General features: G+C 54.2%; 22 protein-coding genes. 13 read left to right on the forward strand and 9 right to left on the reverse strand.

The annotated features are described in order from the left end of the window. Positions 1 to 3: 3 nt before the first annotated feature. The 5 genes from FHW17_RS20225 to FHW17_RS20245 form a co-directional block, all read right to left on the reverse strand. Positions 4 to 1,785: an alpha/beta fold hydrolase gene (locus FHW17_RS20225; RefSeq protein ID WP_182510682.1), complete on the reverse strand. Its 1,782-nt coding sequence runs from the start codon at positions 1,783 to 1,785 to the stop codon at positions 4 to 6. Continuing rightward, a complete protein-coding gene (locus FHW17_RS20230) occupies positions 1,782 to 3,818 on the reverse strand; it encodes an acetoacetate--CoA ligase (RefSeq protein ID WP_182510683.1) in 2,037 nt (678 codons plus the stop codon). The genes FHW17_RS20225 and FHW17_RS20230 overlap by 4 nt, the downstream gene beginning before the upstream one ends. Positions 3,819 to 3,957: 139 nt before the next feature. Then, positions 3,958 to 5,079 (reverse strand): DUF5938 domain-containing protein, encoded by a 1,122-nt coding sequence (locus FHW17_RS20235; protein WP_113094639.1) that lies wholly within the window; start codon positions 5,077 to 5,079, stop codon positions 3,958 to 3,960. A 111-nt stretch (positions 5,080 to 5,190) separates the two neighbouring features. Continuing rightward, positions 5,191 to 5,997 carry an SDR family oxidoreductase gene (locus FHW17_RS20240; protein WP_182510684.1) on the reverse strand — a complete coding sequence of 269 codons (807 nt, stop codon included), beginning with the start codon at positions 5,995 to 5,997 and terminating at the stop codon, positions 5,191 to 5,193. A 266-nt stretch (positions 5,998 to 6,263) separates the two neighbouring features. Next, positions 6,264 to 7,445: a lipid-transfer protein gene (locus FHW17_RS20245; RefSeq protein ID WP_113094754.1), complete on the reverse strand. Its 1,182-nt coding sequence runs from the start codon at positions 7,443 to 7,445 to the stop codon at positions 6,264 to 6,266. Between the two features lie 190 nt (positions 7,446 to 7,635). Between FHW17_RS20245 and FHW17_RS20250 the strand changes: the two genes are divergently transcribed. Further along, positions 7,636 to 7,857, forward strand: a complete 222-nt coding sequence (locus tag FHW17_RS20250; protein WP_182510685.1) for a hypothetical protein — start codon at positions 7,636 to 7,638, stop codon at positions 7,855 to 7,857. A gap of 63 nt (positions 7,858 to 7,920) precedes the next feature. Here the strand turns inward: FHW17_RS20250 and FHW17_RS20255 are convergent, their stop codons facing one another. Then, on the reverse strand, positions 7,921 to 8,886 hold the full coding sequence (locus FHW17_RS20255) for a LysR family transcriptional regulator (protein ID WP_246706949.1): 966 nt from the start codon (positions 8,884 to 8,886) through the stop codon (positions 7,921 to 7,923). A gap of 86 nt (positions 8,887 to 8,972) precedes the next feature. Here FHW17_RS20255 and FHW17_RS20260 point away from each other — a divergent pair, with 86 nt between their 5' ends. Continuing rightward, positions 8,973 to 9,803 (forward strand): oxidoreductase, encoded by an 831-nt coding sequence (locus tag FHW17_RS20260; protein ID WP_182510686.1) that lies wholly within the window; start codon positions 8,973 to 8,975, stop codon positions 9,801 to 9,803. A 283-nt stretch (positions 9,804 to 10,086) separates the two neighbouring features. Here FHW17_RS20260 and FHW17_RS20265 read toward each other — a convergent pair whose 3' ends face one another. Continuing rightward, entirely contained in the window at positions 10,087 to 11,271 is a 1,185-nt protein-coding gene (locus FHW17_RS20265) for an MFS transporter (RefSeq protein ID WP_112522379.1), read from the reverse strand. Between the two features lie 104 nt (positions 11,272 to 11,375). On the opposite strand from FHW17_RS20265, the gene FHW17_RS20270 reads away from it, so the two are divergent. After that, the gene (locus FHW17_RS20270) at positions 11,376 to 12,866 is read left to right on the forward strand and encodes a PLP-dependent aminotransferase family protein (RefSeq protein ID WP_112522219.1); all 1,491 of its coding nucleotides are present in this window, start codon (positions 11,376 to 11,378) and stop codon (positions 12,864 to 12,866) included. A 103-nt stretch (positions 12,867 to 12,969) separates the two neighbouring features. Here FHW17_RS20270 and FHW17_RS20275 read toward each other — a convergent pair whose 3' ends face one another. Then, entirely contained in the window at positions 12,970 to 13,686 is a 717-nt protein-coding gene (locus FHW17_RS20275; protein WP_112522220.1) for a class I SAM-dependent methyltransferase, read from the reverse strand. Between the two features lie 103 nt (positions 13,687 to 13,789). Further along, entirely contained in the window at positions 13,790 to 14,716 is a 927-nt protein-coding gene (locus FHW17_RS20280) for a LysR substrate-binding domain-containing protein (RefSeq protein ID WP_182510687.1), read from the reverse strand. Between the two features lie 113 nt (positions 14,717 to 14,829). On the opposite strand from FHW17_RS20280, the gene FHW17_RS20285 reads away from it, so the two are divergent. From FHW17_RS20285 to FHW17_RS20330, 10 genes are all read left to right on the forward strand, one after another. After that, positions 14,830 to 15,720 (forward strand): fatty acid desaturase family protein, encoded by an 891-nt coding sequence (locus FHW17_RS20285; RefSeq protein WP_182510688.1) that lies wholly within the window; start codon positions 14,830 to 14,832, stop codon positions 15,718 to 15,720. Between the two features lie 155 nt (positions 15,721 to 15,875). Beyond that, positions 15,876 to 16,544: a GntR family transcriptional regulator gene (locus FHW17_RS20290; protein ID WP_182510689.1), complete on the forward strand. Its 669-nt coding sequence runs from the start codon at positions 15,876 to 15,878 to the stop codon at positions 16,542 to 16,544. 161 nt (positions 16,545 to 16,705) lie between these two features. After that, positions 16,706 to 17,710, forward strand: coding sequence for a biotin synthase BioB (bioB, locus tag FHW17_RS20295; RefSeq protein ID WP_112522223.1), 1,005 nt, complete (start codon positions 16,706 to 16,708; stop codon positions 17,708 to 17,710). After that, a complete protein-coding gene (locus FHW17_RS20300; protein WP_182510690.1) occupies positions 17,707 to 18,852 on the forward strand; it encodes an 8-amino-7-oxononanoate synthase in 1,146 nt (381 codons plus the stop codon). Before bioB ends, FHW17_RS20300 begins: the two co-directional genes overlap by 4 nt. Beyond that, positions 18,849 to 19,487 (forward strand): dethiobiotin synthase, encoded by a 639-nt coding sequence (gene bioD, locus FHW17_RS20305; RefSeq protein ID WP_112522225.1) that lies wholly within the window; start codon positions 18,849 to 18,851, stop codon positions 19,485 to 19,487. The genes FHW17_RS20300 and bioD overlap by 4 nt, the downstream gene beginning before the upstream one ends. Continuing rightward, complete coding sequence (locus tag FHW17_RS20310; RefSeq protein WP_182510691.1) at positions 19,484 to 20,764, forward strand: adenosylmethionine--8-amino-7-oxononanoate transaminase; 1,281 nt, start codon at positions 19,484 to 19,486, stop codon at positions 20,762 to 20,764. The genes bioD and FHW17_RS20310 overlap by 4 nt, the downstream gene beginning before the upstream one ends. Further along, the gene (locus FHW17_RS20315) at positions 20,761 to 21,750 is read left to right on the forward strand and encodes a beta-ketoacyl-ACP synthase III (RefSeq protein ID WP_112522227.1); all 990 of its coding nucleotides are present in this window, start codon (positions 20,761 to 20,763) and stop codon (positions 21,748 to 21,750) included. The genes FHW17_RS20310 and FHW17_RS20315 overlap by 4 nt, the downstream gene beginning before the upstream one ends. Before the next feature lie 230 nt (positions 21,751 to 21,980). Next, the gene (locus FHW17_RS20320) at positions 21,981 to 23,246 is read left to right on the forward strand and encodes an extracellular solute-binding protein (RefSeq protein ID WP_112522228.1); all 1,266 of its coding nucleotides are present in this window, start codon (positions 21,981 to 21,983) and stop codon (positions 23,244 to 23,246) included. A 103-nt stretch (positions 23,247 to 23,349) separates the two neighbouring features. Beyond that, positions 23,350 to 24,219 (forward strand): sugar ABC transporter permease, encoded by an 870-nt coding sequence (locus tag FHW17_RS20325; RefSeq protein ID WP_113094653.1) that lies wholly within the window; start codon positions 23,350 to 23,352, stop codon positions 24,217 to 24,219. Further along, the gene (locus FHW17_RS20330; protein WP_112522230.1) at positions 24,210 to 25,025 is read left to right on the forward strand and encodes a carbohydrate ABC transporter permease; all 816 of its coding nucleotides are present in this window, start codon (positions 24,210 to 24,212) and stop codon (positions 25,023 to 25,025) included. Before FHW17_RS20325 ends, FHW17_RS20330 begins: the two co-directional genes overlap by 10 nt. Positions 25,026 to 25,027: the final 2 nt, after the last annotated feature.

Genomic DNA, 25,027 nt, shown 5'->3' on the forward strand with positions numbered 1-25,027 from the left:
TCCCTATACGCGCTCATGAACATAGGTCCCCGGCGCAGCGCAAAGGACAGGATGATCTTCATTGCCGAGTATCTCGGAAGCCACGACTAACTCTCCCGAACGTTGGGTGGTCCACGCCACGCCATGATCCCACCAACTGCCCTCATGGCGTGTTGAGGTCTTCAGCCACTCTTCAGCGGTGGCTGGCAGTTCGTCGTTGGTTGAAAAGCTCGACTTCGGATTGCCGGGTGGGCACACGATCGTCTGGATGTGGCCGCTGTTTCCAAGTACAAACTGACTGCGATTGCCGAAAAGCTGGGCGCTGCGATAGACCCCTTGCCAGAGGCAAAGATGATCGTTGGCAGCCCCAAGCACATAGCTGTCGATATCAAGTTCGGATAGATCGGCAATTGGCTTGCCGCGCACCTTCATCTTGCCCGGCGTTACAAGCGGATTTGCTTCAATGAATGCACTGAAATCCTGGTTGAACTGCGCTGTCATTCCGGTGCCGTCACCGTTCCAATAGAGAACATCGAAAGCAGAGGGCTTGTTGCCCAAAAGATAGTTGTTTACCCAGTAGTTCCAGATCATCTCATTCGAACGAAGCATGGCAAAGAGCAGGGTAAATTCCCTTGCGCTTATTCGCCTGTTGCGGGTGCTTTTCTTGGCGACCGCCAGATTGTTGTCTCCTGCGTCGGCAAAGGCGCCGACACCCGGTGCGTCGGACATTGCTTTGGTATCGAGAGGTGACACCACGAGAAGCAGGCTATTGATCTTGCGTGTTTTAACGGCAGCATAATATCCCGCCAAGGACACGGCCGCCGGTCCCGCACCGCACACGGCCCAAAGATTGACATCAGGTGACTTCGCGATGGAGCATGTTGCATCAATGGCAGCATCGATGGCGTCCTGATAATCCGCCATGCCCCACGTGTCGTGCCGGGGTTGTGGATTACGCCACACCATGACGAAGACCGGGATTTCCCGCTGGATGAAATATTCCAGCACGCTGCGATCAGGAGCGAGATCAAACACATAGAACTTGTTGACGATTGACGGCACCACAAGCATTGGACGCTCACGCACGTTTGCGGTTTGCGGCGCGTATTGGATCAGCTCAAACATTTCAGTGCGCAAGACAACCGCACCGGGGGTGACAGCCAGATTCTTGCCGACAGTAAAGGCCTTTTCATCAACCTGGGACGGTATCGGGCGCTGACTTAAAACGTCGTCGACGAGATTGCGCGCGCCATGCAGCAGGCTCAGTCCCTTGGTTTCCTTGGCTTTGCGAAGGGCAGCCGGGTTGCCGAGGAGAAAATTGCTGGGGGCAATGGCATCACCAACCTGAGAGAGCAGAAATTGCGCGCGTTCAACTTCACGCGCATTCAGTCCCGATGTTTTGGCGTAGTGCATCATCGATTTGCGCAGGGCGAGATAGCCCTGAAGCATGCTTGAATAAAGTGGATTGGCTTCCCATGCGGGATCGTTGAAGCGTCTGTCTCCGGCTTCCGGTGTCAACCGCGATTGACCTGCCACCATTTTCGCAATGTCACCCCAAAAGCCCAGCCCTGCTCTGGCAAGGGCAAAAGGCCGTTTCATTGCCTGTTTCGCCAGAACGCCCGCCGTGGCGAGAAGATCAGATGGGCGAAAATCCCCCATGCTGTTCTGACCCTGCACATTTTCGGCAGAACGGTCGTCACTGCTTTTGGTATGTGCTGTTGTCTCCGCACCACCTTGGGGTGCCCGGTCTGATTTTCCTGCCTTGCGGTTGAGACGATTTGCTGTGGTTCTAGCCTCGGTTGTCATATGCTAGCTCCCTTCAGCAGCTGTTCGGCAGTGCGCCATTGGTAGTCAGTGGACTCGGCGGCGAACTTGACGAAGTAGTCGATCGCTTCGGGGTTCGACATAGCATCGCGGCTGGCAGCTTTTTCCATCGGCCACCCCATCAGAATCTTGCGAACCGGTACTTCCATCTTCTTGCCCGTCAGCGTGTAGGGAATGGCTTCAACCGCGTAGATGCGGTCTGGTACGTGACGTGGGCTACAATCCTGCCGCAACCTTCTGTTGATGCGGCCTATAACCTCATCCGTGAGTGCGAATCCGGCTTTCAGGCGCAGGAACAGTGGCATGAAGAATGCACCGCCCGGCAGTTCGCAGCAGACGATAAGGCTGTCGGCAATCTCCGGTTCCTGTTCTACCGCCCGATAGATTTCTGCGGTACCGATCCGCACGCCAAAGCGGTTCAGTGTGGAGTCCGAACGTCCGTAGATATAGCAGCCGCCGCGCTTGTTGATCTTGATGAAATCACCATGCCGCCACACACCGGGGAAGGTGTCAAAATATGACTCATGGTAGCGCTTTCCATCGGTATCATTCCAGAATTTGATTGGCATCGAGGGAAACGGGTTGGTGACGACAAGTTCTCCAACTTCGTCAACCAGTTCTTCGCCGCCATCGCTCCAGGAATGCACGTCCATGCCAAGCATGCGGGTCTGGATTTCTCCCGCATACACAGGCAGCACGGGTACTGCTCCAACAAAACCACTGCAAATTTCAGTTCCGCCCGATTGTGAAGTAACCCACAGGTCTGTTTTCACGCTGTGATAGAACCAATCGAAAGTTTCGGGTGTTGAAGGCGCGCCCGCTGCCATCACGCATTCGAGACGGGACAAGTCGAACTGTTGTCCGGGCTTCAATCCGGCTCTTTCCATTATCTGAACAAATGTCGGGCTGGCACCGAACATCGTGGCGCCGGTATCGGCAGCAAGTTTCCAAAGGAGATCCTGTGTGGGGTAGGCGGGGTTCCCGTCATAAAGAACAGCGGATGAGCCAGTCAGCAGTGCCGCCACCAGAAGATTGAACATCATCCAACCGGTGGTACTGTAGAAGAACATGTTGGAACCCGGGCGCAGGCCAAGGTGGAAATGCATCAGCTTCAGATGTTCAAGCAAGACACCGACGTGGCTATGAACAATCGCCTTGGGCAGACCTGTTGTGCCGGAGGAAAACAGTATCCATATGGGATGATCATGTTCGACACGTTCAAACTTGAACTGCTCCTGTGTCACAACGGGATGGGTCATCAAGGCGGGCCATGTGACAAGCTTGTTCATGTCCGGTGTGGCGGCTTCTTCATGAAGATAAGGAAGCCAGACGACGTGATCGAGGGTTGGTAGGGCCTCACATATAGCGCGGACTTCATTTTCTCGGGAAAAATCCTTGCCAGCGAAGCGGTAGCCGTCAGCCGCAAATAACAGTTTGGGCTCGATTTGAGCGAAACGCTCGATCACGGTTTTCACACCGAATTCGGGTGCTGCGGATGACCAGACGGCGCCAATGGCAATCGTTGCAATCATTGCAATTGCGGTCTCTGGAACATTGGGCATGTACGAGACGACACGATCGCCGGGTTTGATGCCGAAAGCCCGCAATTGCGTTGCGAGGATGCGCACTTTCCCCGCAAGTTCATGCCAACCCAGCGTCTGAAGCGGGCGCGTTTCAGTCAAATGATGGAAAGCAACGTCCAAGGGCTTGGCGCGCCGTTCATACCGCAACAGGTGTTCCGCATAGTTTACGCGTGAGCCTTCAAACCATTTGGCACCGGGCATTGCCCTGTGATCGAGAACCTGCCTGTACGGTGCCGAGGACTCCACCGCGAAGTAGTCCCATATGGAGGCCCAGAATGCCTCAATGTCGGTGACGGACCATTGGCGCAAGGCCTCATAATCATCGACATTGACGCCGCGTGTCTCTGCCAGCCATTTCATGAAATGCGTAATATTGGCGTCAGCAGCGAATTCTGCGCGCGGTTCCCATAGCAATTGTCCTTCGCTAACCATGATGGATTTCCTCAAGTCGCTTGGCGACGTTTCCGACGTGGTGGTTTTCAGGGTATGGATACAGCTCTTCGTTTCCAGCGGGGTGCGCCCCGCTGAAGGTGGTTTTGCGACTTGCCTTGATCTCTGACTTGATCGGGCGTCAGTCGTGGACAGTTACAATTGGTTTCGCGACAAGGCCGAAACTGCGGAGCTGACCTAGAAGCTCCCGATAACCGAAAGCCTGACAGCCCGAAGCGAAGCCAACCTTTCTCGGTGCTGTCTGCAACAGGGAATAAGCAGCATATGCCTGCAGCACTCCCGTCTGTTTATAGTTGCAATTGCCATGGATCACGCAGTGGGCACGGCTCAAGGGGCCTGATGCATGAACCGAGTCTACAGTTGTGTTGATGCGAGGGTTTTCTCGTGGTGGCATTGCCGCCTGCAATGACGCAGCAATTTCGCCAAGAGCCTTCTCCTGCTCTTCTGGAGGGAGTGGTTTGATTTTCTCTTTGACCATTTGCGTGGTGGCGACCACTCCCTCCATAACAGGTCTTGCAAGAACGCCTCCAAGAACGCGGACATTGGCAACACGTGGGTCATTCTTGAACCAGACTGGATGGGCAGTTCCACCCCAAGGAACGGCGATAGCAGTTTCGTGCTGTCCGGGGACGGCGACGTCGGCTCGGGCCGTAACGTCCCATTCGACATATTTGTTCTGTTCCAGATAATACCAGCTCGCTTTGAGGATCGTAAAAATTGTCTGTGTCGAGGCATAGGTCGGAAAACCTTTCCAGAATACCTGGATATCCAAGGTGTCCAGTCCAGGCGTTTCGAGACAAATATTGGCGGCGATTTCGCCTGTTGTGTACATTTGCGCAAGGTTCGGCGACAGAAGCAGGCCCTTTTTTGCAAAGGCATCGCCCCAGCGGTCCTGCGCCATCAAAACCCAGTCCTGTTCGCCGGTTGTGTCGGTGTAGTGACAACCTGCCGCCAGGCAGGCTTCGACGACCTCAGGGCCAAATTTGATGAAGGGGCCGACCATGTTGGAGACGACTTTTGCGCCCCTGAACAGCTTGGTGAGCGCCTCAACATTGTGTTCTACAGCGACGACTTCGTAGTCGGCAGTTTCAATGCCTGGAATCTTATCCACGACATCCTGCACCTTTTTCTTATCGCGGCCTGCGGCAATAAAAGGGATATTGTATTCGCGCAGATATTCGCAAACCAGACGACCGGTATAGCCGGATACGCCATAGACAATAACGGGTCTCTTGTCGGACACTTCAATAATCCTCCCCTGTTTTGGGTATGCGGTTGATGAAATCAATTGCTGTGATTTGGGTGGTCAGCATCGGGCATCGTTACCATCAAGCAGATCATCCGTTTTGGCTGTTTAAGTTCCCATGCCGCCATCTACTGGCAGGCCAATGCCAGTGACAAATTTGGCGGCGTCAGAGCAGAGAAACACAGCCGCATCTGCGACCTCAGGCATCTCTGCAAGGCGGCCCATTGGCGTCTGCCCGATGACGCCAGCAACAGCGGTTGCCACATCGGGGGCCAAACCAAAGGCAACAATATCTTCGGCAAGCTTTATGCCCATTTCATTGGCAATCAGACCTGGGAAAATACAATTAACGCGAATGCCGTAACCAAGCTTTCCGGCCTCAACGGCGGCAACACGCGTCATGCGATCTACGGCGGATTTACTGGCGGAGTATCCGGCAATCGCCGGAAAAGCGATGGTGGCAGCCACTGAGGAAATATTGACCACAGCACCCCCGACACCAGCCGGGCCGCCGGGCCGCATTGCAAGGAACGCGTGCTTCATGCCCAATGCTGTACCGAGGACATTCACATCGAGCATGCGGCGCAAACTGGCAGCGTCGATATCAGCAACCAATGCGGTCACTTCTATACCGGCGTTATTGATAAGAATATCAAAGCCGCCGATCTGCTGGATGACGCTCGGTATCGCATTAGCCCATTGTGCGTCGTCGGCTACGTCAAGATGTACAAAGCCGGTCTTTATGCCAGGCGCTGCCAGATTGGCAGCGGTTTCGCGTCCGAGATCATCGAGAATGTCGCCAATGACGACAGATGCACCGGCAGCGGTAAGCGCGGCTGCGATATTGGCGCCGATAGAACGGGCACCACCAGTTACGAGCGCCTTGCGGCCAGCCAAATTCAATTTGTCAACCATGCACGTCTCCTCCTGATTTGTGAGCTGGTGCATTCCTCGTGCCCGGCTCTTGCCCCTTGTGGCGGGGATAACTTAGTTCCGTTTATTTTATGACAAATGTCAAGATTTTATTTGTCGATTGTATTGTTAGGCAATTGGACTTAAAAATCCGACGCATACGCATCGAAGCGTTCGCAATTTATATCTTTTAAAATCATATGCTTAATTCGAATGTACTCTTTGGTCTCCACACATTTTCAGGCGCTTTCAAACGCAGCTTCGTTGCCTTAGTCGCCATAGATCGTGACAACACAGGCTCCTCCAAGACCAAGATTATGCTGCAAGGCCAGTCGTGCTCCATCCACCTGCCCATGCCCGGATTGACCACGCAACTGCTGCACAAGTTCTGCACATTGGGCGATGCCTGTTGCCCCGAGTGGATGTCCCTTTGACAAAAGTCCACCGGAAGGGTTGGTGACGATATCGCCGCCATAGGTATTGCGACCGTCCACCACGAATGCTTCTGATGCACCTTCCGCACAAAGCCCAAGGGCCTCATAGCTGATCAGTTCATTGTGAGCGAAACAATCGTGGAGTTCGACCACATTCATATCTTCCGGGCCAATACCAGCTTCGTCGTACGCAGCTTCCGAAGCATTTGATGTGAGGTTAAAGCCAACGACCTTACGCATATCATGGGCGTGTAAGCTGGATGGAGTATCGGTCATCATCGATTGCGCTCTGATACGCACGGGCTTGATCAAACCATGACGGTTTGCAAAATCGCGCGAGCAAATGATGGCGGCAGCTGCCCCGCAGGTAGGCGGGCATGCCATCAGACGTGTCATGACACCTTCCCACAACACTGGCGATGCCAGGACTTCGTCCTCGGATAATTCGGTGCGAAACAGGGCATGCGGGTTGTTTACCGCGTGACGGCTCGCCTTCGCACGGATCTTGGCAAAGGTGGAGAGTTTGGTGCCGTATTGCTGCATGTGAGCAAGACCGGCACCGCCGAAATAGCGCAGAGCAGGGGGCAAACCAATATCACCAATCAACGCATTGGTTTCCTGTTCAAACCTGTCGAGCGGGCCGGGGCGATCATCGAAGACATTGTGAAGTGCGCCGGCCGTCATCTGTTCGAATCCGACCGCAAGAGCGCAGTTAACGGCGCCACTCGCGACGGCTTGCCGCGCCAGAAAAAGCGCAGTGGACCCGGTTGCGCAATTGTTGTTCACATTGATCACCGGAATACCGGTCATTCCGCTTTCATAGGCCACGCGTTGCCCGCTACAACTATCTCCATAAACATACCCGGCGTATACTTGCCGGATGTGCCTGTATTCAAGGCCAGCGTCGGCAAGGCTCAAGCGGATCGCTTCTGTTCCCATCTGGACATAGGTCCGTCCGGCTGTTGGCTTTGAAAAGGGAACTGTGCCGACTCCGGCAACGACAACCTGCCGTGACATCTCACCCGCCTCCATCTTCGAAGTGTGCGTCGAAACACATAATCTTTGAAATTCTATGACAAATGATTTAATTAATTTTGACAACTGTCAAGAAAATAAGTGATCGGCTGTTAACAGCAGTTGTGCGCGAGATTGGGTGGCGTGGCTAATGGCGCACGCGCATGGACTCTTCTGACATTGATTGCTGGTCATGCCATGGGCGGCCTGCAGCAGTTGGTGCGGTGGAATTGCTGTCGCATTGGGGTTTGGCTGGCTGTTCTGTCAGTTCAGCACACCATTTGAGTTGATCTATTCCCCGGCTTCAATCATCGCTGCTCTTGTCTGCTCCAGGGTCATCGGTATTTTCTTTGGCGTTGTTCCGGCACGCAAAGCTTCGAGCCTCGATCCCGTGGCATGTCTTGTGCGCGATTGAATTAAAGGTGTGCCCAAAGAAATCTTAGCCTGGGGTAAACCGGTCGGTCGACAGCCATAGGCTTCAAATTTGATAGGGATGCATGTCGCCTGTTTTCTGCTGCCCGGTTCGCAGGGCATCGATGAAAACCCGCAGGGCCGGTGCCATATGGCGCTGCTTGGGATAGCATAAAAACAGTCCTGGAAACGGAGCGCACCACGGATCGAGAAGGCTGATGAGCCTTCCTTCGGCGATATGGTCTTCAACCGTGTCTTCGATTGGAAATCCGATCCCGATGCCTTTGAGCGTTGCTGTCAGTGCCATTTCCTTGTCACTGAAAATCAACGGACCTTCGACAGAGACACTGAACCAGGTTTCATTCTCGAAGAATTCCCAAGCGTAGGGCGTCGCCCGGCCCGGCCAGCGCCAGCGTATGCAACGATGACGAACGAGGTCTCGTGGGTGCTCCGGATATCCATGACGGGCGAGGTAATCAGGTGTCGCCACAACAACCTGCCGGAGTTCTGATCCCAGACGAACGGCAATCATATCGCGCTCGATCACTTCCCCTATGCGCAGGCCCACATCGAAGCCTCCTGCAACGATATCAATAACTTCGTCATCAAGCGTGATGTCGAGTAGCACCTCGGGATAGCGTTCGGCGAAGCTGGCAAGAATGGGTTCGATATGCTTTCGGGCTGCAGATCGAAACGAATGTACCTTTACTGTTCCAGCAGGATTTTCTCCTGAGCGGCGGGCCTGTGCGACAGCACTTCCGAGTTCGAATGCCGCGGGCTTCACCCGCTGAAGCAAATTTTCACCGGCCTCTGTCAGTGACACATTTCGTGTCGTCCGGTGGAGAAGGCGCATCTCCAGCCGTTCCTCTAAACTTCGTATCATCTGGCTTAAAGCTGAAGGGGAAACGCCGAGGCTATCGGCAGCCCGGGTAAAACTCAGAAATTCAGCAACGGCAATAAAAGCGCGAAGCTGGTTATAGTCATGAGCGGCGAGTAGGCTATCCATTCTTGACACCTTACATTGCTTAGGCAAACTAACAAGTTCTATAATTTTTGAATGTATTATAAAGGTGGTGCCTTTCTGTCATTTTCTCTTGGGTTCATTGAAGAGGATAGAAAATGACAACTTGGTTTATCACTGGGATTTCGCGTGGCCTTGGCAAGGCACTTGCCAAGGCAGCATTGGCAGAAGGGGATACTGTGATTGGGACGGTTCGAGCCGGGCAATTCGAACTTGATCATAATCGCGGTACCTTGCACACCTTGAATGTTGATCTGGTCGATGGCAACGCAGCGGCTGCCAGCGTGACGAAGGCGTTCGAGATAGCGGGCCAGATCGACGTCATCGTAAACAATGCCGGATATGGGTTGCTTGGTGCTTTGGAGAAGGCATCAGACGCAGATGTCGAGCGGCTGTTTGCTGTCGATGTCTTTGCGCCATTCCAGATCATTCGGGCGGCATTGCCTTACCTTCGTACACAGGGCAACGGGCACATCATCAACATCACGTCGATCGCCGGGCGTGCGCCAACCACCGGATCGGCAGTCTATGCTGCCGCCAAATACGCGCTTGAAGGGCTTTCATCAGGACTGGCTCTGGAAGTTGCACCACTTGGAATCAAAGTAACGGCGGTTGCGCCGGGGGCATTCCGGACGGATTTCCTTTCGTCTCACTCGATACGCAAAAGTGACGCTGAAGACACTGCATACGCTGAGACTATCGGACGGAGTTCTGCCGCCTTCGATACCGCTGCAGGTCGACAGCTGGGCAATCCGGATCACGCGGCGCAAGCAATCATCGCCCTGGTTCGCTCCGATAATCCGCCTCTTCATTTGCTGCTTGGCAGCGACGCGCTGCGCCGTGCTCGCAGCAAACTGGATCAGATTGCCGATGAGATCGATGCTTGGGAAACCGTTACCCGCAGTACTGATTTCGAGAATGCGGAATAGGCAAATCCCCAAGGATGAGGATTTATTGGGCAAAATGGCAGTGGCGGTCAGCGTGACTATTCAAGCGGATCTGACCAATCCTGATCCGTGACAAGCAGGCGAGCGGCGATATCGCGTTCCAAACGGTCCGACCATCTTCCACTGATATCATTTGGGTGCTGAAGCAATGCTCCCATAAAAGAGATCTGCCGGAAGAGGCGCGCGTATAATCGCGTGGGTCGTATAGGCAATGCCTCTGTTCGGCCCCTCTCTGCTCCTCGGTAATCCGTGATCGATGGCTTGCTCATGAGGCTTCCTTCGGCAGAGCGTAGAGGCCGTGGCGCAGACGTAGCAGCGCCACGGCCAGCTCTGCAATCGCGAAGGCCAATATGGCACCAAGTAAGCCATTCGTGCCGAAATTGACGATCATCCAGCCACCAAGCAGGGGAAATCCGAATATGCCGACGAAATAAGCGATTACAAACCACGTCATTGCAGCGTTACGTTGATCGATAGGGCCATCATTCACCGCTTGTGTCTGGATCACTGCGTAAACCAAGCCATAACCAAGGCCGAGCAGAACAGCACTGGCGATTTGGACCAAGACGCCATAGTGAAATCCGAAGCTTACCACCACGCCAAGGATCATCAGCGACAGGAGAATAATGGCGACATGATCACCATTGGCCCGGTTGACCACCGGTGCCAATACAAAACGGGATGCCACCACGGTTAAGGCGTAAACACTAAAGAACGTGCTGGCCTGAAGGCCGGTGCCTCGTACCAGCGAGGTCTGAAATGTCAAAATGCCACCAAAGACACAAGCGCCGAGCCCTACCATCAGGATCGGGTAGATGGCCCGCGTCCGGGCGATATCAGGCAATTTGCGCACCCAGCCTTCACTGAAAGAGGCCGGTGCAACAGCAGCACCCTTTGGCGCCAGTCTGTCAAAAACCCACAGAAGCACGGCCGCAAGAACACAGGCGGCCGCAATCAGGCGAAACGCAGCGGGAGTAGAAAACCCAAGACTGCCCGTCAGTGTGCCAGCAATAACCGGGCTGCCGCCAATTCCCGCCATCAGGAACGCTCCGTAGCGTGCGAACCAGAAGCCACGCTCCGTATCGGTGACGCGCTCGGACAATGCCATTGGTGCAGCGAGATAGAATACTCCCCACCCAAGCCCAATGAGAAAGCCAGCTCCGCCGATCAGCGGCGACAAGGTCTTCAGGGAAGCAAGAACAATGTAACCGGCGCACACGGCCAGCGCCCCCAGCGCTCCCATGCGAGCTGCGCCGAAGCGGCCAGCAAACCAGCCGACCAAAGGCACTCCAATCAAGGTGCCGAACATTGCGCCGCCAAGCGTAATGCCCGTGTCGATCTCGCTACCGCCAAATGCGCGGAAATGCTCGGTAAGGAGGAATGTCGCTCCATAGCCAGCGGCAGTTAGAAGGCTTCCAATAAACAGGTAGTTGGCGTGTGATGTGCGCATGATCTCTTGACTCAAATGAATAATTGGTTCGATTATCTTGCCATTCGACATCAAATAACAGGACCACTTGAAGCCGCTCGCGGGAACCACTTGGGGTATCAAACGTGACAGTTGAAGGCTCGCGCCGGCGCGAGGGCACAGCACATCTGGTTACTATCGCCATCGACAGGGCGTCTCCGGTGCCGCTTGTCCGACAGCTTTATCTCGCTCTGCGGGCGGCGATCATCGCCGGGGTGATGCAGCCGGGGACACGGCTTCCCTCGTCGCGTGCGGGCGCACAATTTTGGGGTGTGTCCCGTGGCCTGGTCATCGAGGCCTATGAAACACTCCTGAGCGAAGGTTATGCCATTGGCCGCATCGGCTCGGGCACTTTCGTTTCGTCCGATGTGCCTGAACGCTCCGGACGTCCGGGCGGAGAGGGATGGTCGGGGCCGGAACGGGATCGCCTTCTTTCCCGCGCTGCCCGTACTGTCATCACTACGTTCCATCAGCCCGATCCGCCACCGCAGGTCCCGTTTGCTACGGGACGCACGCCACCGGACGAAAAGACGCGCGCGATCCTCAATCGCATTGCTAATCGCCATGTCGGCACCTTGTCGGATCATTACCGCAACCCACAGGGGGAAGCGTGGCTGCGGGAAGCGGTGGCTGCCTATCTGCTTGCGGCGCGTGGTGTGCGCTGTTTACCGGACCGCATCTTCATCACGGCGGGGTCACAACAGGCGATCGATCTGGCAATCCGTGCTTTACTTGATCCGGGCGATGTCGTTGCGGTGGAAGACCCTTGTTATCCGCCTGCCCGGCATGCCTTGATGGCGCATGGGGCAACCCTTGCGCCCGTACCGATTGACGACAACGGCATTGACGTTTCCGCCCTCGCAGCACTCACCGTCAGACCACGGGCTGTTTATGTCACCCCATCGCATCAATATCCCACGGGCGTAGTGCTCCCCATGGCGCGCAGGCTGGCGCTCCTTGATTGGGCTGCAACCGCCGGGGCCTGGGTCATTGAAGATGATTACGACAGCGAGTTCCGTTACGATGGGCCGCCACTTGCCGCCCTGCAGGGGATTGATGAGCATCACTGTGTCATCTATGTCGGCACTTTCAGCAAGGCTCTGCTCCCCGGATTTCGCCTTGGCTATCTGGTAGTGCCGGACGATTTGGTTCCGGCATTTCGCGCCATGCGCACACTCCTTGATCGTTTTCCCGCGCCATTTCAACAATTGGTGGTCGCTGACTTTCTGGCTGAAGGACATTTCTCAAGCCATTTGCGACGATTGCGCGATTCCTACCGGCGGTCGCGTGATGTGTTGGTGTCACTGTTGCATGAGCGCCTCGTCGAACATCTGAAAGTGAGCCCGCCCCAACAGGGAGTCCATCTTCTGGCGCGCGTTCGTGCGAAAAATGATGACACAGTGTTAGCACGTGGCGCACGCGACCACGGCGTTTCTGTTCTACCGATTTCGCCAATGCATATCGCGCCTACTTCAGATCAAGGTCTGTTATTGGGTTTCTCCGCTTTAACAGATGCCGAGGCTGATCTTGGAACAAAGCGTTTGGCCGCTGTCTTCGCGGATTTCAAACCATCATGATTGTGAATTCCCACTGAGACGTCGGGCCAGTTGAGGTTTGATGATGCGTTATCATGGTATGTCGCCAAATAGTTCGTTTTGATCTGAATGAACCGTGTCCGCGTCACAGACCGTCAGATATACGGCGTGTCAACCAAGCGCCCCAGAACAGGCTGGAAAAGAAGCGGCATGGAGTATCAAACCCCGCCTCGGAGAGCAAAATGGCAATAGCTTCTTCCGATTTAGGTGGTTCGGCTCCCTGCAATATCTTGCCCATCTTGACCTCGATTTCCTCGGGACCGGCACCATTCATCCGCCAACGTGTGGCCCAAGCTTTCATCAGGAGCGGCTGCGAAGCATAGGTTCGATAATTTCCGGCAAGGACCAGTGGAGCGCCCGGTCTAAGACGCGCTGCAATCTGCGTGAGGATTTCGCTTTTTGCTTCGTCATCTTGCAGGTGATGCAGGACGCCAATCATGATAGCCGCGTCAAAAGATGGTGTTATGGAGATTTCGGCAAGGTGACCAAGGACCGTTTTCACACGCTGCTCCAATCCGGCTGCAGCCAATTCGGCCTTCGCCAGCTCCAGCATTGGTGGTGACGGATCAACGGCGACAAATGACCAATCTGGTTCCAGTGTTGCGGCGGCTATGATCTCACCGGCTGTTCCACCGGCTCCAACGACCAATAACCTCGCCTTTGTTCCCGCACCAAGCACTGCCGAAAGCATGCAGGCCGAAAGCTCGTGGCAAGCATCGTAGCCCGCCAAAGCAATCCGGCTTTGCCGTGCGTACTCCGCAGCTCGGGAACTATCAAATTTGGCAGCGGAATCTTGGGACATGGTATTTTTCCTTCGCGACCATTCCCAGCCTAGATGGGGCTGGAACAAGAGCTGTTTGAAAGTATACCTGATATGACGTTGGAACCCGAATGCGAGTATCGGCCTATATCGTAAGGGATGGTGACTTTATCGAGCGCAAGCATTCATTGGTAAACCATGATCTGAAAGCCGATACCGCTGTTTTCCGGGCGCTTCGTTGCGGTATTGTCAGGCAGTAAGGCTGTCCGAGTTCAAGTACGCGTCTTACCGGTCTGATCAGCAGGCCCTTTTCAATTAGGTCAGCAGAATAAATGCCTTGCCCCAGAGCGACTCCCAATCCACCAAGCGCAAGATCAAGAGCAGCCTTTGACGAGTTTGCGGTCAGGCCCCGTTGAATGTCGCGACCGGGTGTCAGAAGCGCTGTTTCAAACCAGCTTCGCCAAGAGGGAAACGAAGACGCAGCCGGTCCCCAGTCGGTATGAATCAATGGCAAGGCCAGTAGATTTGCGGTGGTATTGACGGGGCCGTGCTGTGCCAGAAAACCCGGTGTGCAGACGGGAAAAACCGCATCAACGGCAATTTCTTCAGTGCTGTGTTCGCGATAATGGAAGCGCCCATAGGACAGGCGAATGTCAATCAGATCGCGCTCAAATGAAACAGGGTCTTCCTCACCCCTCAAAGAGATATCTACCGGGCCATGTATGGTGATGAAATCAGGTAAACGGTGCGAGAGCCAACCCATTGCCATCGAAGGCGGTACCGATATGACGAGTGAAGATCGTCGTTGACCACCGGACAGTTCACTTGAAGCACTTCTTAACTCGTCGAAAGCCATTGAAAGCCGGGGCAGAATTTCTCGGCCTGCTTCCGTGAGTACAGCTCGCCGGTTGATCCTTTGGAACAGTTTGCGTGCTACTTGTGTTTCGAGAGCACGAATAAGCTGACTGACTGCCGCAGGGGAAATTGAAAGCTCTTTGGCAGCAGACATAAAACTGCCAGTTCGCGCGGCTGCCTCGAATGCCTGCAATCCACGTAAGGATGGAAACAACATTGTTCACCTGAAATAGATAAGCCTATCTTTCCAATATGGCAGGAATTATCGTTTTAAAAAAGATTAAATATTGAATACTCTCATTCATCTGAGACCATCTGTTTGAGGCATCCATGGATCACCGGACGATTATCGCATCACTGACGTCTGAGCAGCGCGACCATCTTACTGCCAAATCAAACCGAGCGGGCATGATTCAGCTCGCCGCCCATTGGGGCGCGATTGTTTTTCTCGGGTCGTTGATCGCAATGCGCGTAACTTTTTGGCCGCTTTTGATGCTGCCGCAAGGCATCCTGCTCGTGTTTTTATTCACCCTGCTGCACGAGTCGGTGCATCGTACACCGTTCAGAAGCCAGTGGCTGAATGATTTCGTTGCCCGTACATGCAGTTTCATCCTTGTGCTGCCGACGGACTGGTTTCGGTATTTCCATTTTGCCCATCACCGCTTTACCCAAGACCCTGAAAACGATCCCGAATTGGCATCTCCGAAACCAGAATTTTTACGACAATATATTGTACACGTCTCGGGTTTTCCAGTTTGGGTAAGTCATCTGAAAACGTTGGTCAGGAATGCGGCCGGCCGCTGCTCCGACACGTTTGTTCCCGAAAAGGGGCGTCCAAAAGTGCGAACTGAAGCGCAGATGATGATGATTGTTTATGCCATCATGCTTGGGCTCTCGCTCTATCTGCACACGGCACTTCTTCTCTATGTCTGGGTATTACCAGCGTTGCTTGGGCAGCCGTTCTTGCGTCTCTATCTTCTTGCCGAGCATGGTCGCTGCCCATTTGTTGCAAATATGCTGGAAAATAGCAGGACCACCACTACGAATTGGCTTGTTCGTAAGCTTGCATGGAACATGCCATATCATGCCGAACACCACTCATATCCCGGTGTACCTTTTCACCGGCTGCCGGAATTCCACGAGCTGCTAGAGACCCAACTCAAGGAAACCGAGGCTGGCTATATCAATTTTAACATCAAGTACATTGAGACGATGCGGTAAATGCGGCACTTCAACGCCATGAATTTTACGTGACTTGGTTGGTCGACTGCAATGACGATGCTGAAATTCGGTTCCCAACATGCTCGGAAGGTGCCCCACAACAAATACAACGTGGCTGGCTCGACAGGGGATCAGAAGCAAAATATCTATAGAACATGACCGCAGCCAACGAAGACACCATTGCCAACCGCATCAGCCGCATCCTTGCAGACAGGATTGTAACGGGCCAGCTGGAGCCGGGTGCCAAGCTGCGGCAGGACCATGTTGCTGAAGAGTTTGGAGCAAGCCACGTTCCGGTGAGAGAGGCATTTCGCAAGCTTGAGGCCCAGGGTTTGGCCGTCAGCGAACCGCGACGGGGCGTGCGGGTGGCCTCCTTTGATCTGAAAGAGGTTCGCGAAGTGGCGCTGATGCGTGCCGAGCTTGAGGGACTTGCACTTCGCCATGCGGTGCCGCATTTGACGGCGTCAATTCTTGAGCAGGCCGAAGAGGCAACCTTCGCTGGCGATAATTCGCGGGATGTGCGCTCTTGGGAAGAGGCCAATCGGCGGTTTCACAGGCTCATCCTGACCCCATGCGAAATGCCACGTCTGTTGGCGGCAATCGACGATCTTCATGCGGTGAGTGCGCGTTTCCTGTTTTCAGCTTGGCGTTCGGAATGGGAAGTCCGGACCGATCACGATCATCGAGCAATCCTCGGGTTTCTGCGTCAGCGCAATACTGACAACGCTGTTGCCGTGCTTGAACGCCACGTTCAATGGATCGGGCAAAAACCGGTTAAAGGCCCGACAGGCTCAACGCGCGATGTCTTTGCCATTGTCGGCTAATTGCCGCTGTCGTTCATCTCCCTAGGCATTTTTAGACAGCCATAGCTCGATTTAAATTTTCGACCGTTCGAAGCGGCTTGCGTTTTCTTGCGGCCTGAATAAAATTATAGATAATTTACGATTCTATCTATAATTACGCATATGAGCCCGAAAGGTTATCAATGTCAGTATCTGCGATACAGGAATCCGAAGGTTTGAGTGCATCTGCAATCCCCGCTGAACGCTGGGATTTCGATGAGGCAAAAAAAATCTATAATTTGCCGTTCAATGATCTGCTGTTCGAGGCGCATAGTGTGCATAGGGCACAGTTCGACCCCAATGCCATTCAACTCAGCAAATTGTTGTCGATCAAAACGGGCGGATGCCCTGAGGATTGTGGCTATTGCAGCCAGTCCGCACATTACCCCACCGGGCTCAAGGCATCGAAGCTGCTGCAAGTCGAAAAGGTGCTTGAAGAGGCAAGCAAGGCGCGCGACGGTGGTGCAACGCGATACTGCATGGGTGCAGCGTGGCGCAGTCCCAAAGATCGTGACATGGACATGGTGGTTGCCATGGTCGAGGGCGTGCGGGCGTTGGGCATGGAGACCTGCATGACGCTTGGTATGCTGTCTTCAGGACAGGCGAACCGGCTCGCAGAGGCGGGACTTGATTACTACAATCACAACATTGATACGTCCGAGCGCTTTTACAGCGAGATCATCAGTACCCGCAGTTTTGCGGATCGTCTGGAAACACTCGGAAATGTGCGGGAAGCAGGGATCAAGGTCTGTGCCGGTGGCATTCTCGGCATGGGCGAGACGACGGATGACCATATCTCAATGCTCGTTACTCTTGCCAACCTTCCGGTACAGCCGGAAAGTGTGCCGATCAATATGCTGATCCCGATCCCCGGATCAAAGCTGGCCAACGCAGTTCCTGTTGATCCCATTGCATTTGTACGGGCCACGGCACTTGCCCGTATTCTCATGCCTCAAACGCATGTTCGTCTGTCCGCGGGGCGTACGGAAATGAGCGACGAGATGCAGGCTCTGTGTTTCTTTGCCGGTGCAAACTCGATCTTCGTCGGCGACACGCTGCTCACTGCGGAAAATCCCGGCGATGATCACGATACCGGACTGTTTCGGCGATTGGGACTGAAAGCAATGCCTCCGCGTATTGCCGAATGACGTCCCATTATCTTACCCGTTATGACAGGACGTTGAACGGATTAGAACGCAAGGGAAGGTTGCGGACGCTGATGCCGTGCAACGGTGTTGATTTTACATCAAATGACTATCTCGGTTTTGCCGGTTCCCCACGTATCGCAGCAGCGATAGCCGCAGCCTTGGAGCGCGGCGTCGCGGCTGGTTCTGGCGGGTCCCGTTTGCTTCGTGGCAATCACTCCGAGCATGAGGCGCTCGAAGATGAAGCATCTGCCTTTTTCGGTGTGGAGAAGATGCTCTATTTCTCAAGCGGTTATGCCGCCAATGCCGCGCTGTTTTCGACACTGCCGCAACGCGATGATCTCATTGTCTACGATGCGTTCATACACGCCAGCGCTCGTGAGGGTATTGCGGCCAGCCGGGCGCAATCAGTCATGGTCAGACACAATGATCTCGGGAATTTCGAGAGCGCATTAAGACAGTGGCGCATGGCAGGCGGTAAGGGGCATGCGTGGATAGCGGTCGAGAGCCTCTATTCCATGGATGGTGATCGCGCGCCGTTAGCCGAACTGATGGCGATTGCGGATCGATATGACAGTTTTCTCGTCGTCGATGAGGCACACGCGACCGGCGTATTTGGTAGCGAAGGTCGTGGGCTCGCGACGGGCCTTGAGGGACGGGATAACGTTATCCTGTTGCACACTTGCGGCAAGGCACTTGGCGTTTCCGGCGCGCTTTTGGGAGCAAATGATACCATATGCAATTATCTCGTTAACCGCGCCCGCGCCTTCATTTATTCAACCGCGCCGTCGCCACTCATGGCGACTGGTGTTCGCGAGGCACTGAAGATGCTTGCAGATGAACCTCAGCGTAGACTGGGTCTGCAGAAGCTTTTCACGTTCGCCAACACACAACTTGCTGCGATGTTTGGAGTTGAGGGCAGCGGGTCACAAATTCTGCCCATCGTGATTGGTGATAATGTGCGTGCAACGCGTGTTGCGACGCGGCTGCAAGCGAGTGGTTTCGACATCCGTGCAATCCGTCCGCCTACGGTTCCCGAGGGAACATCGCGCTTGCGCATAGCCATCACACTGAATGTCGGCGAGTACGAAATCGAGCGGATGCTCAATCAATTGAAAGTCGCATTGGCAGAGGAAATCATATGAGTTTGCGTTTTGTTGTTACGGGTACCGATACAAATATTGGCAAGACAATATTTTCGGCGGCGCTAGCCAATGCACTCGGTGCCTCTTACTGGAAACCTGTTCAGGCTGGGCTTGAGGAAGAAACCGATAGCGAAACCGTTGCCCGCCTCGGTCAGATTCCGCCGCATAGGATTATTGCAGAGAGTTGGCGGCTTCATACGCCTGCTTCGCCACATCTTGCTGCGCGGTTGGACAATGTGCGCATACAACCGGAGTTGCTGAATCCGCCTTCCATAGACGGCCCGCTCATTATCGAAGGCGCTGGCGGTGTGATGGTTCCGCTGACGGAAACCGAAATATTCGCCGATCTTTTCTCCCGCTGGCAAATCCCCGTTATCCTATGTGCTCGCACGGGTCTTGGTACGATCAACCACACATTGCTCTCATTGGAAGCTTTGCGCCAACGTTCCGTACCGGTGTTCGGCGTTGCCTTCATCGGCGATGAACATATGGATACGCAGCACATTATCGGGACATTGGGTCGTGTTCACTGCCTTGGCCGATTGCCATTGCTTGAGCCGTTGACATCCGACGCATTGCACAAGGCTTTTCAGGAAAATTTCGATACAGCGCATTTTCAGATGGTGAACCCGTGACTCATTTTCTTGCATCATCACCCGTTTGGCATCCGTTCACCCAACACGCGCTGGAGCCTGCGATGAGGCGTATCCTCAGAACGGAAGGCGCATGGCTCCATGACGACGAGGGGTCAGCCATTCTCGATGCGATTTCCTCCTGGTGGGTTATCACACACGGTCATCGCCATCCGCTTATCATGAAGGCGATCCGCGAGGCTTGCGACAGCTTCGATCAGATCATCTTTGCTGAATACACCCACGAGCCCGCCGAAGAACTTGCAAAGGGATTGCTCGCCATCGCTCCGGAAGGACTTGCGCACGTCTTTTATTCGGACAGCGGGTCAACCTGCGTGGAAGTCGCGCTGAAGATGGCATTGGGCTATTTCCACAATATCGGAGAGCCACGGTCGCGCATCGTCGTTATGGAACACAGCTATCACGGCGATACAATCGGGACCATGTCTGCGGGGGAGCGTGGGGTTTTCAACGCAGCCTACCAGTCATTGCTTTTCAGTGTCGATCAGGTGCCGTTTCCGCTGCCCGGACATGAGCAGGATACACTCGATGCTTTCGAACAGCTATGCCGGAGCGGGCAGGTCGCTGCATTGCTGATCGAACCGCTTGTGCTCGGGGCAGGGGGAATGCTGATGTATCCCGCATCGCTCTTGACCGAACTGAAGCGCATCGCTGAAAAATATGGCACCTTGCTGATCGCTGACGAGGTGATGACCGGCTGGGGGCGAACCGGAACACTGTTTGCCTGCGATCAGGCCGGCATTACGCCGGATATATTATGCACGTCGAAAGGACTGACCGGTGGTGCTTTGCCGCTGGCTGCAACCCTGTGTTCCCCGCAGATATTTGACGCGCATCTATCCACCGATCGTACCAAGACTTTCTTTCATTCAAGTTCCTACACTGCCAATCCGATTGCTTGCGCAGCGGGGCTTGCCAATCTTGAAGTGTGGAAGAATGAGCCCGTGCATGCGCGCATTCGATCGCTGGAAGCCATGCATCGTGAAAGGCTTGAACGGTTCGCCATAGATCCACGATTCAGCAATATACGCCAGACCGGGACGATTGTTGCACTAGACCTTAGTGTCTCGGCCTCAGGCTATCTTTCCGACGCTGGACCAAAACTGCGTGCTTTCTTCCGATCCAGAAACCTCCTGATCCGCCCTCTTGGCAATGTCATTTATCTGATGACGCCCTATTGCGTCGATGAAACTGATCTGGATCGTGCCTATGGTGCTATTGATGAGGCGGCGGATATGCTTGAAGTGGGTGTCCGATGAGCCAGGCAGCGGCAAGTCGAATTGCCGGACTTGGCCATTACGTGCCCGCGCGCCGCGTGGAAAATGCAGAGATAGAAAACAAGCTCGGGCTGGAGCCCGGCTGGATTGAGCGAAGAACCGGCATTCGCACCCGGCATTGGGTCGAAGACGGCGAATTCCTCACCGATATTGCCGCAAAGGCAGGGGCATCGGCTTTAGACGACGCCGATCTTCTGCCTGATGACATCGCCCTGACGATCCTTGCCACATCAACCCCTGATCATCTTTTACCACCCTCAGCGCCATTGCTGGCGCATCGTCTCCGGCTCGTTAACTCCGGTGCTATTGATCTTGCCGGTGCGTGCTCGGGTTTCCTCTACGCCTTAACGCTTGCTGATGGTTTCGTCCGTGCGCAAGGACGCCCGGTTCTTGTCGTGGCCGCAAATATTTTGAGCAGGCGTATTAATCCGGCTGAACGCGCAAGTGCCGTTCTCTTTGCCGATGCCGCGGGTGCGGTCGTTCTGGTGCCGTCAGGCGATTCAAATGTTGGTTTGCTTGGCATGAATCTGGCATCGGACGGCAGCTATTATGATCTGATTTCAATTCCCGCAGGAGGTTCCACAAAGCCGTTTGTTTCAGGCATTGCAAACGAGGAATGCCTGATGACGATGCGTAGTGGCAAGGAAATGTTCACGCAAGCTGTCCAGATGATGACCACATGCGCGCAGCGAGCGATGGCAGATGCGAATCTCTGTTCGGCAGACATGGACAGGTTTGTACCACATCAGGCCAATGCGCGTATTTTCGATGTGGTATCGGATAATCTTGGCATTGACGCTTCCCGAACCGTGCGCACCATAGCAGAGTATGGCAATTCCTCTGCCGCAACCATTCCGCTCTCGCTATGTCTTGCGCATCACAGCCGATCCTTGGTGCCGGGCGAAAAACTGCTGCTAACCGCAGCTGGCGCTGGCTTGACAGGTGGCGCTTTAGTCTGGGGCGTTTAATGCCATACCGGTAATGTTGGACTGGCCGAGATACGATAACCAGCTCAACAGAGTTCCGTGATTTTGGCCGTTCGTTCTCAAGCCCAGAAATTGCAAATTCGTATTAGTTTTGTGAAAATTTGCCGCTATCGAGATTGTTTCGCTCCTGTCAATTTTCATTCAGGATTGGACAGGTAAGAGGAGAAATGCCTGCCATATCCCCAATAATGGTGACCTTGGGAGGACAACCAATGATCGATAGACTATATCGCACTGCCTTGTTTGGGAGTGCCGCTCTACTCATTTTTGCAAATAGCGCAAATGCACAAATCTGCAACAGTACAGTCCGGGTTCTGGCGCAACCCCGCGACAGTCTTACCCTGCTTGAAAATTACAAGGATGAATTCAAGAAGCTTTCGGGCGCTTCGTTCGAGTTTGACTACCTGAATGAAAATGATCGGCGCGCCAAATCGCGTGCGGAAGCAGCAACAACAGGTAAGTACAATGTCTATTATATTGACGAGGCTAATGTCGCGCTTTTCGCTGAGTCAAAATGGATCGTGCCTTTGCTCGATTACTACCCGGCGGACGCCAATTATGATGATTTCGATGCGGGACGAAAGAAGGTTGCCAGCTACAACGGCATCGCCTATTTCGCCCCCATTCAGGGCGGCGGTGATCTGCTTTACTATCGTAAGGATGTCCTGGAAAAGACCGGGATCACGCCGCCCAAGACCTTGGAGGAGTATGAAGCCGCACTTGCCAAATTGAACGATCCGGCCAAGGGCTTCTACGGCACTGCGTTGCGCGGTGGGCGTGGTTCGGGCGCAAATGTCTGGCGGTGGATGACCTATTTCAAGGCATTCGGCGGTCAGTGGTTTGTCGATGGCAAACCGGCCTTTAATTCCGATGCAGCTGTTAAAGCGACAGAGACCTATCTGCGTCTTTTCAAATATTCGGCACCGGGTACGCAGACCGGCAGCTGGACTGAAGTCACCGAAGCCTTCAACTCCGGCAATGTCGCGATGATCATCGAGTCAAGTCCGCTTGCTGGCCAGACGGAAGATCCCAAACAATCATCGGTGGCGGGCAAGGTCGGTTACACCGTTCCACCACGTCCGCTCGTCGGGGGCGGCTATGGCCATGGCCTTGCCATCGGCGCAAAGGCAAATGCCGACGATGCCGCAAAGAAATGCGCTGGTGCTTTTATCGCCTGGGCCACGTCGAAACAGAACGAAGAGCGGCGGCTTGAACAGGGTATCTTTGGTGACATCAATCGAACCAGCGTCATCAACAGCGATGCGTTCAAAAAGAAATATGGTGCGGAGATTGGCAATGCGCTTAACGAGACGGCGCAGTACACCGATGTCAATTTCTGGGTCAACGCAGATTGGCCTGATCTTGGTGACCGCTGGGGCATCATCCTCGAAGAACTGATCACCGGCAGCCGGACAGATATCAAAGGTGGTCTCGATGAGCTTGAGGCCTACGCCAACAAGTTGATCGCACGCCGCTGATCCGCAGCGACATTCCTTCGTGTCGCTGTCCGGGGCTTCACAATGCTCCCCATGTGAAGCCCCGTTCCTCACTTATCTTTGATGATTTTGCCGGATTACCGAAATGAACAGGAAAACAAGTTTACCTCTGCTTTTTCTCATACCGCCGCTCGTGGTTCTGGCGATCCTTGCGTTTGTCCCGACTATTGCTGCTGTCAATATTGCATTGCAAAACCGGGAGCTGAGTTTCCCTGACAGCAGCTATGTCTGGTTTGCCAATTTTATAGATTTGTTCAATGACCGACGTTTTCTCAATGCGATCCGGATATCGCTGATCTGGGAGGTGGTGACGGTAACTGCAACGATGCTGGTCGCCATTCTTCTGGCCATCTTTCTTTACGAGACTGCCTCGCCTCGCATGCGAAACCTGGTCACGGTGCTCTTTATCATCCCGGTGATGTTGCCCCGTGTTTCTGCAGCCTTTGTGTGGAAATTCATGTTCAATCCACTCTTTGGCCTCGTCAATTATCCGATCAAATTGCTGACTGGCGCCCCCATTGATTTTCTCTCCCTGCCGTCGACGGCATTGGCGTCAGTAGCTGTCGTTGATGTCTGGCAGTGGGGATTGTTCTTCTCGGTCATCATTCTGAAATTGCTTGAGACCTTGCCACCCCAGCCATTCGAAGCTGCCCGGCTCGATAATGCGAGGACATGGGAAGTGCATTTCTATATCGGCATCCCCATGCTCGCTGCCCCTTTACTAAGTCTTGTCTTTGTCAAGATGGTGGAATCTCTACGCGCCTTCGACCTGATCTATGTCATGACCCGCGGTGGTCCGGGTATCGCGACCGAAACGCTTGATATGTACGCGTTTTCTCAAGGGTTCGTGGAAGCCGGAAAGATCTCCTATGCGTCCAGCATGGCCGTCCTGATGATGTTTGCCACCATCATCGCCTTTACAGTTCTTTGGAAGTGGGTGCGCAAATGGCAGTAAAATCAGGATATGCGATCTCAAAGATCGCGCTTGCAGCCCTTGTTCTGGTCGCGATTTTTCCGATCTTCTGGGTGTTTCTGAATTCATTCAAGCAGTTGATCGACATCGTTTCGACGACACCGAAATTCATCTTTACGCCGACGCTTGATAATTACATCTACGTGCTCGGACGCGATAATGTGCAGCACGGATTGTTCAATTCCATCATCATTGCGGGTTCATCCGTATTGATCGGCGCGGTTCTTGGCATACCGGCAGCCTACGCGGTTGCCCGATACCCGAACCGCTTTTCCGACGATATCCAGTTCTTCGTTCTGTCGCTGCGTTTCCTTCCGCCGGTTGCCGTGGCCATTCCACTGATTGCCATCTGGTTGGATCTTGGCCTGTACGATACCCGCACGGCCCTCGTGACCACCTACACGCTGTTGACCATGTCAACGATCATCTGGCTGGCAATTCCGGCATTCAGTCGCGTACCCCGAGAAATCGAGGAGGCTGCAATTGTTGATGGGTATGGTCCCTATGCGGTGTTCTTTAAGGTTGCTCTGCCGGTTGCTGCGAAATCACTGATTGGTGCCGTCATCTTCAGTTTCATTCTTGTCTGGAACGAGTTCCTCATTGCACTGATGCTGACCACATCAGACGCCAAGACACTGCCCATCATCGCCTCGGAGTTTACGCTCCTTGGACGCAATGTTCCGTGGGGCATCCTCAATGCCTCGGTCATCGTTCTTTCCCTACCGCCTTTGATCTTTGTTGGTGTCATGAGCGGTTTCATCAATTCAGCACTCAAGAAAAAGGACTAATG

It is taken from the genome of Phyllobacterium sp. P30BS-XVII (assembly GCF_014138335.1).
GTDB lineage: Bacteria > Pseudomonadota > Alphaproteobacteria > Rhizobiales > Rhizobiaceae > Phyllobacterium > Phyllobacterium meliloti.

Bases quoted from the DNA above. Each gene is read 5' to 3' on its own strand.
- FHW17_RS20245 (WP_113094754.1), bottom strand. From the start codon at position 7,445: ATGTCACGGCAGGTTGTCGTTGCCGGAGTCGGCACAGTTCCCTTTTCA.
- FHW17_RS20330 (WP_112522230.1), top strand. From the start codon at position 24,210: ATGGCAGTAAAATCAGGATATGCGATCTCAAAGATCGCGCTTGCAGCC.
- FHW17_RS20315 (WP_112522227.1), top strand. From the start codon at position 20,761: ATGAGCCAGGCAGCGGCAAGTCGAATTGCCGGACTTGGCCATTACGTG.
- FHW17_RS20260 (WP_182510686.1), top strand. From the start codon at position 8,973: ATGACAACTTGGTTTATCACTGGGATTTCGCGTGGCCTTGGCAAGGCA.
- bioB (WP_112522223.1), top strand. From the start codon at position 16,706: ATGTCAGTATCTGCGATACAGGAATCCGAAGGTTTGAGTGCATCTGCA.
- FHW17_RS20280 (WP_182510687.1), bottom strand. From the start codon at position 14,716: ATGTTGTTTCCATCCTTACGTGGATTGCAGGCATTCGAGGCAGCCGCG.
- bioD (WP_112522225.1), top strand. From the start codon at position 18,849: ATGAGTTTGCGTTTTGTTGTTACGGGTACCGATACAAATATTGGCAAG.
- FHW17_RS20325 (WP_113094653.1), top strand. From the start codon at position 23,350: ATGAACAGGAAAACAAGTTTACCTCTGCTTTTTCTCATACCGCCGCTC.
- FHW17_RS20300 (WP_182510690.1), top strand. From the start codon at position 17,707: ATGACGTCCCATTATCTTACCCGTTATGACAGGACGTTGAACGGATTA.
- FHW17_RS20225 (WP_182510682.1), bottom strand. From the start codon at position 1,785: ATGACAACCGAGGCTAGAACCACAGCAAATCGTCTCAACCGCAAGGCA.
- FHW17_RS20230 (WP_182510683.1), bottom strand. From the start codon at position 3,818: ATGGTTAGCGAAGGACAATTGCTATGGGAACCGCGCGCAGAATTCGCT.
- FHW17_RS20320 (WP_112522228.1), top strand. From the start codon at position 21,981: ATGATCGATAGACTATATCGCACTGCCTTGTTTGGGAGTGCCGCTCTA.
- FHW17_RS20290 (WP_182510689.1), top strand. From the start codon at position 15,876: ATGACCGCAGCCAACGAAGACACCATTGCCAACCGCATCAGCCGCATC.
- FHW17_RS20240 (WP_182510684.1), bottom strand. From the start codon at position 5,997: ATGGTTGACAAATTGAATTTGGCTGGCCGCAAGGCGCTCGTAACTGGT.
- FHW17_RS20285 (WP_182510688.1), top strand. From the start codon at position 14,830: ATGGATCACCGGACGATTATCGCATCACTGACGTCTGAGCAGCGCGAC.
- FHW17_RS20265 (WP_112522379.1), bottom strand. From the start codon at position 11,271: ATGCGCACATCACACGCCAACTACCTGTTTATTGGAAGCCTTCTAACT.
- FHW17_RS20275 (WP_112522220.1), bottom strand. From the start codon at position 13,686: ATGTCCCAAGATTCCGCTGCCAAATTTGATAGTTCCCGAGCTGCGGAG.
- FHW17_RS20250 (WP_182510685.1), top strand. From the start codon at position 7,636: ATGCCATGGGCGGCCTGCAGCAGTTGGTGCGGTGGAATTGCTGTCGCA.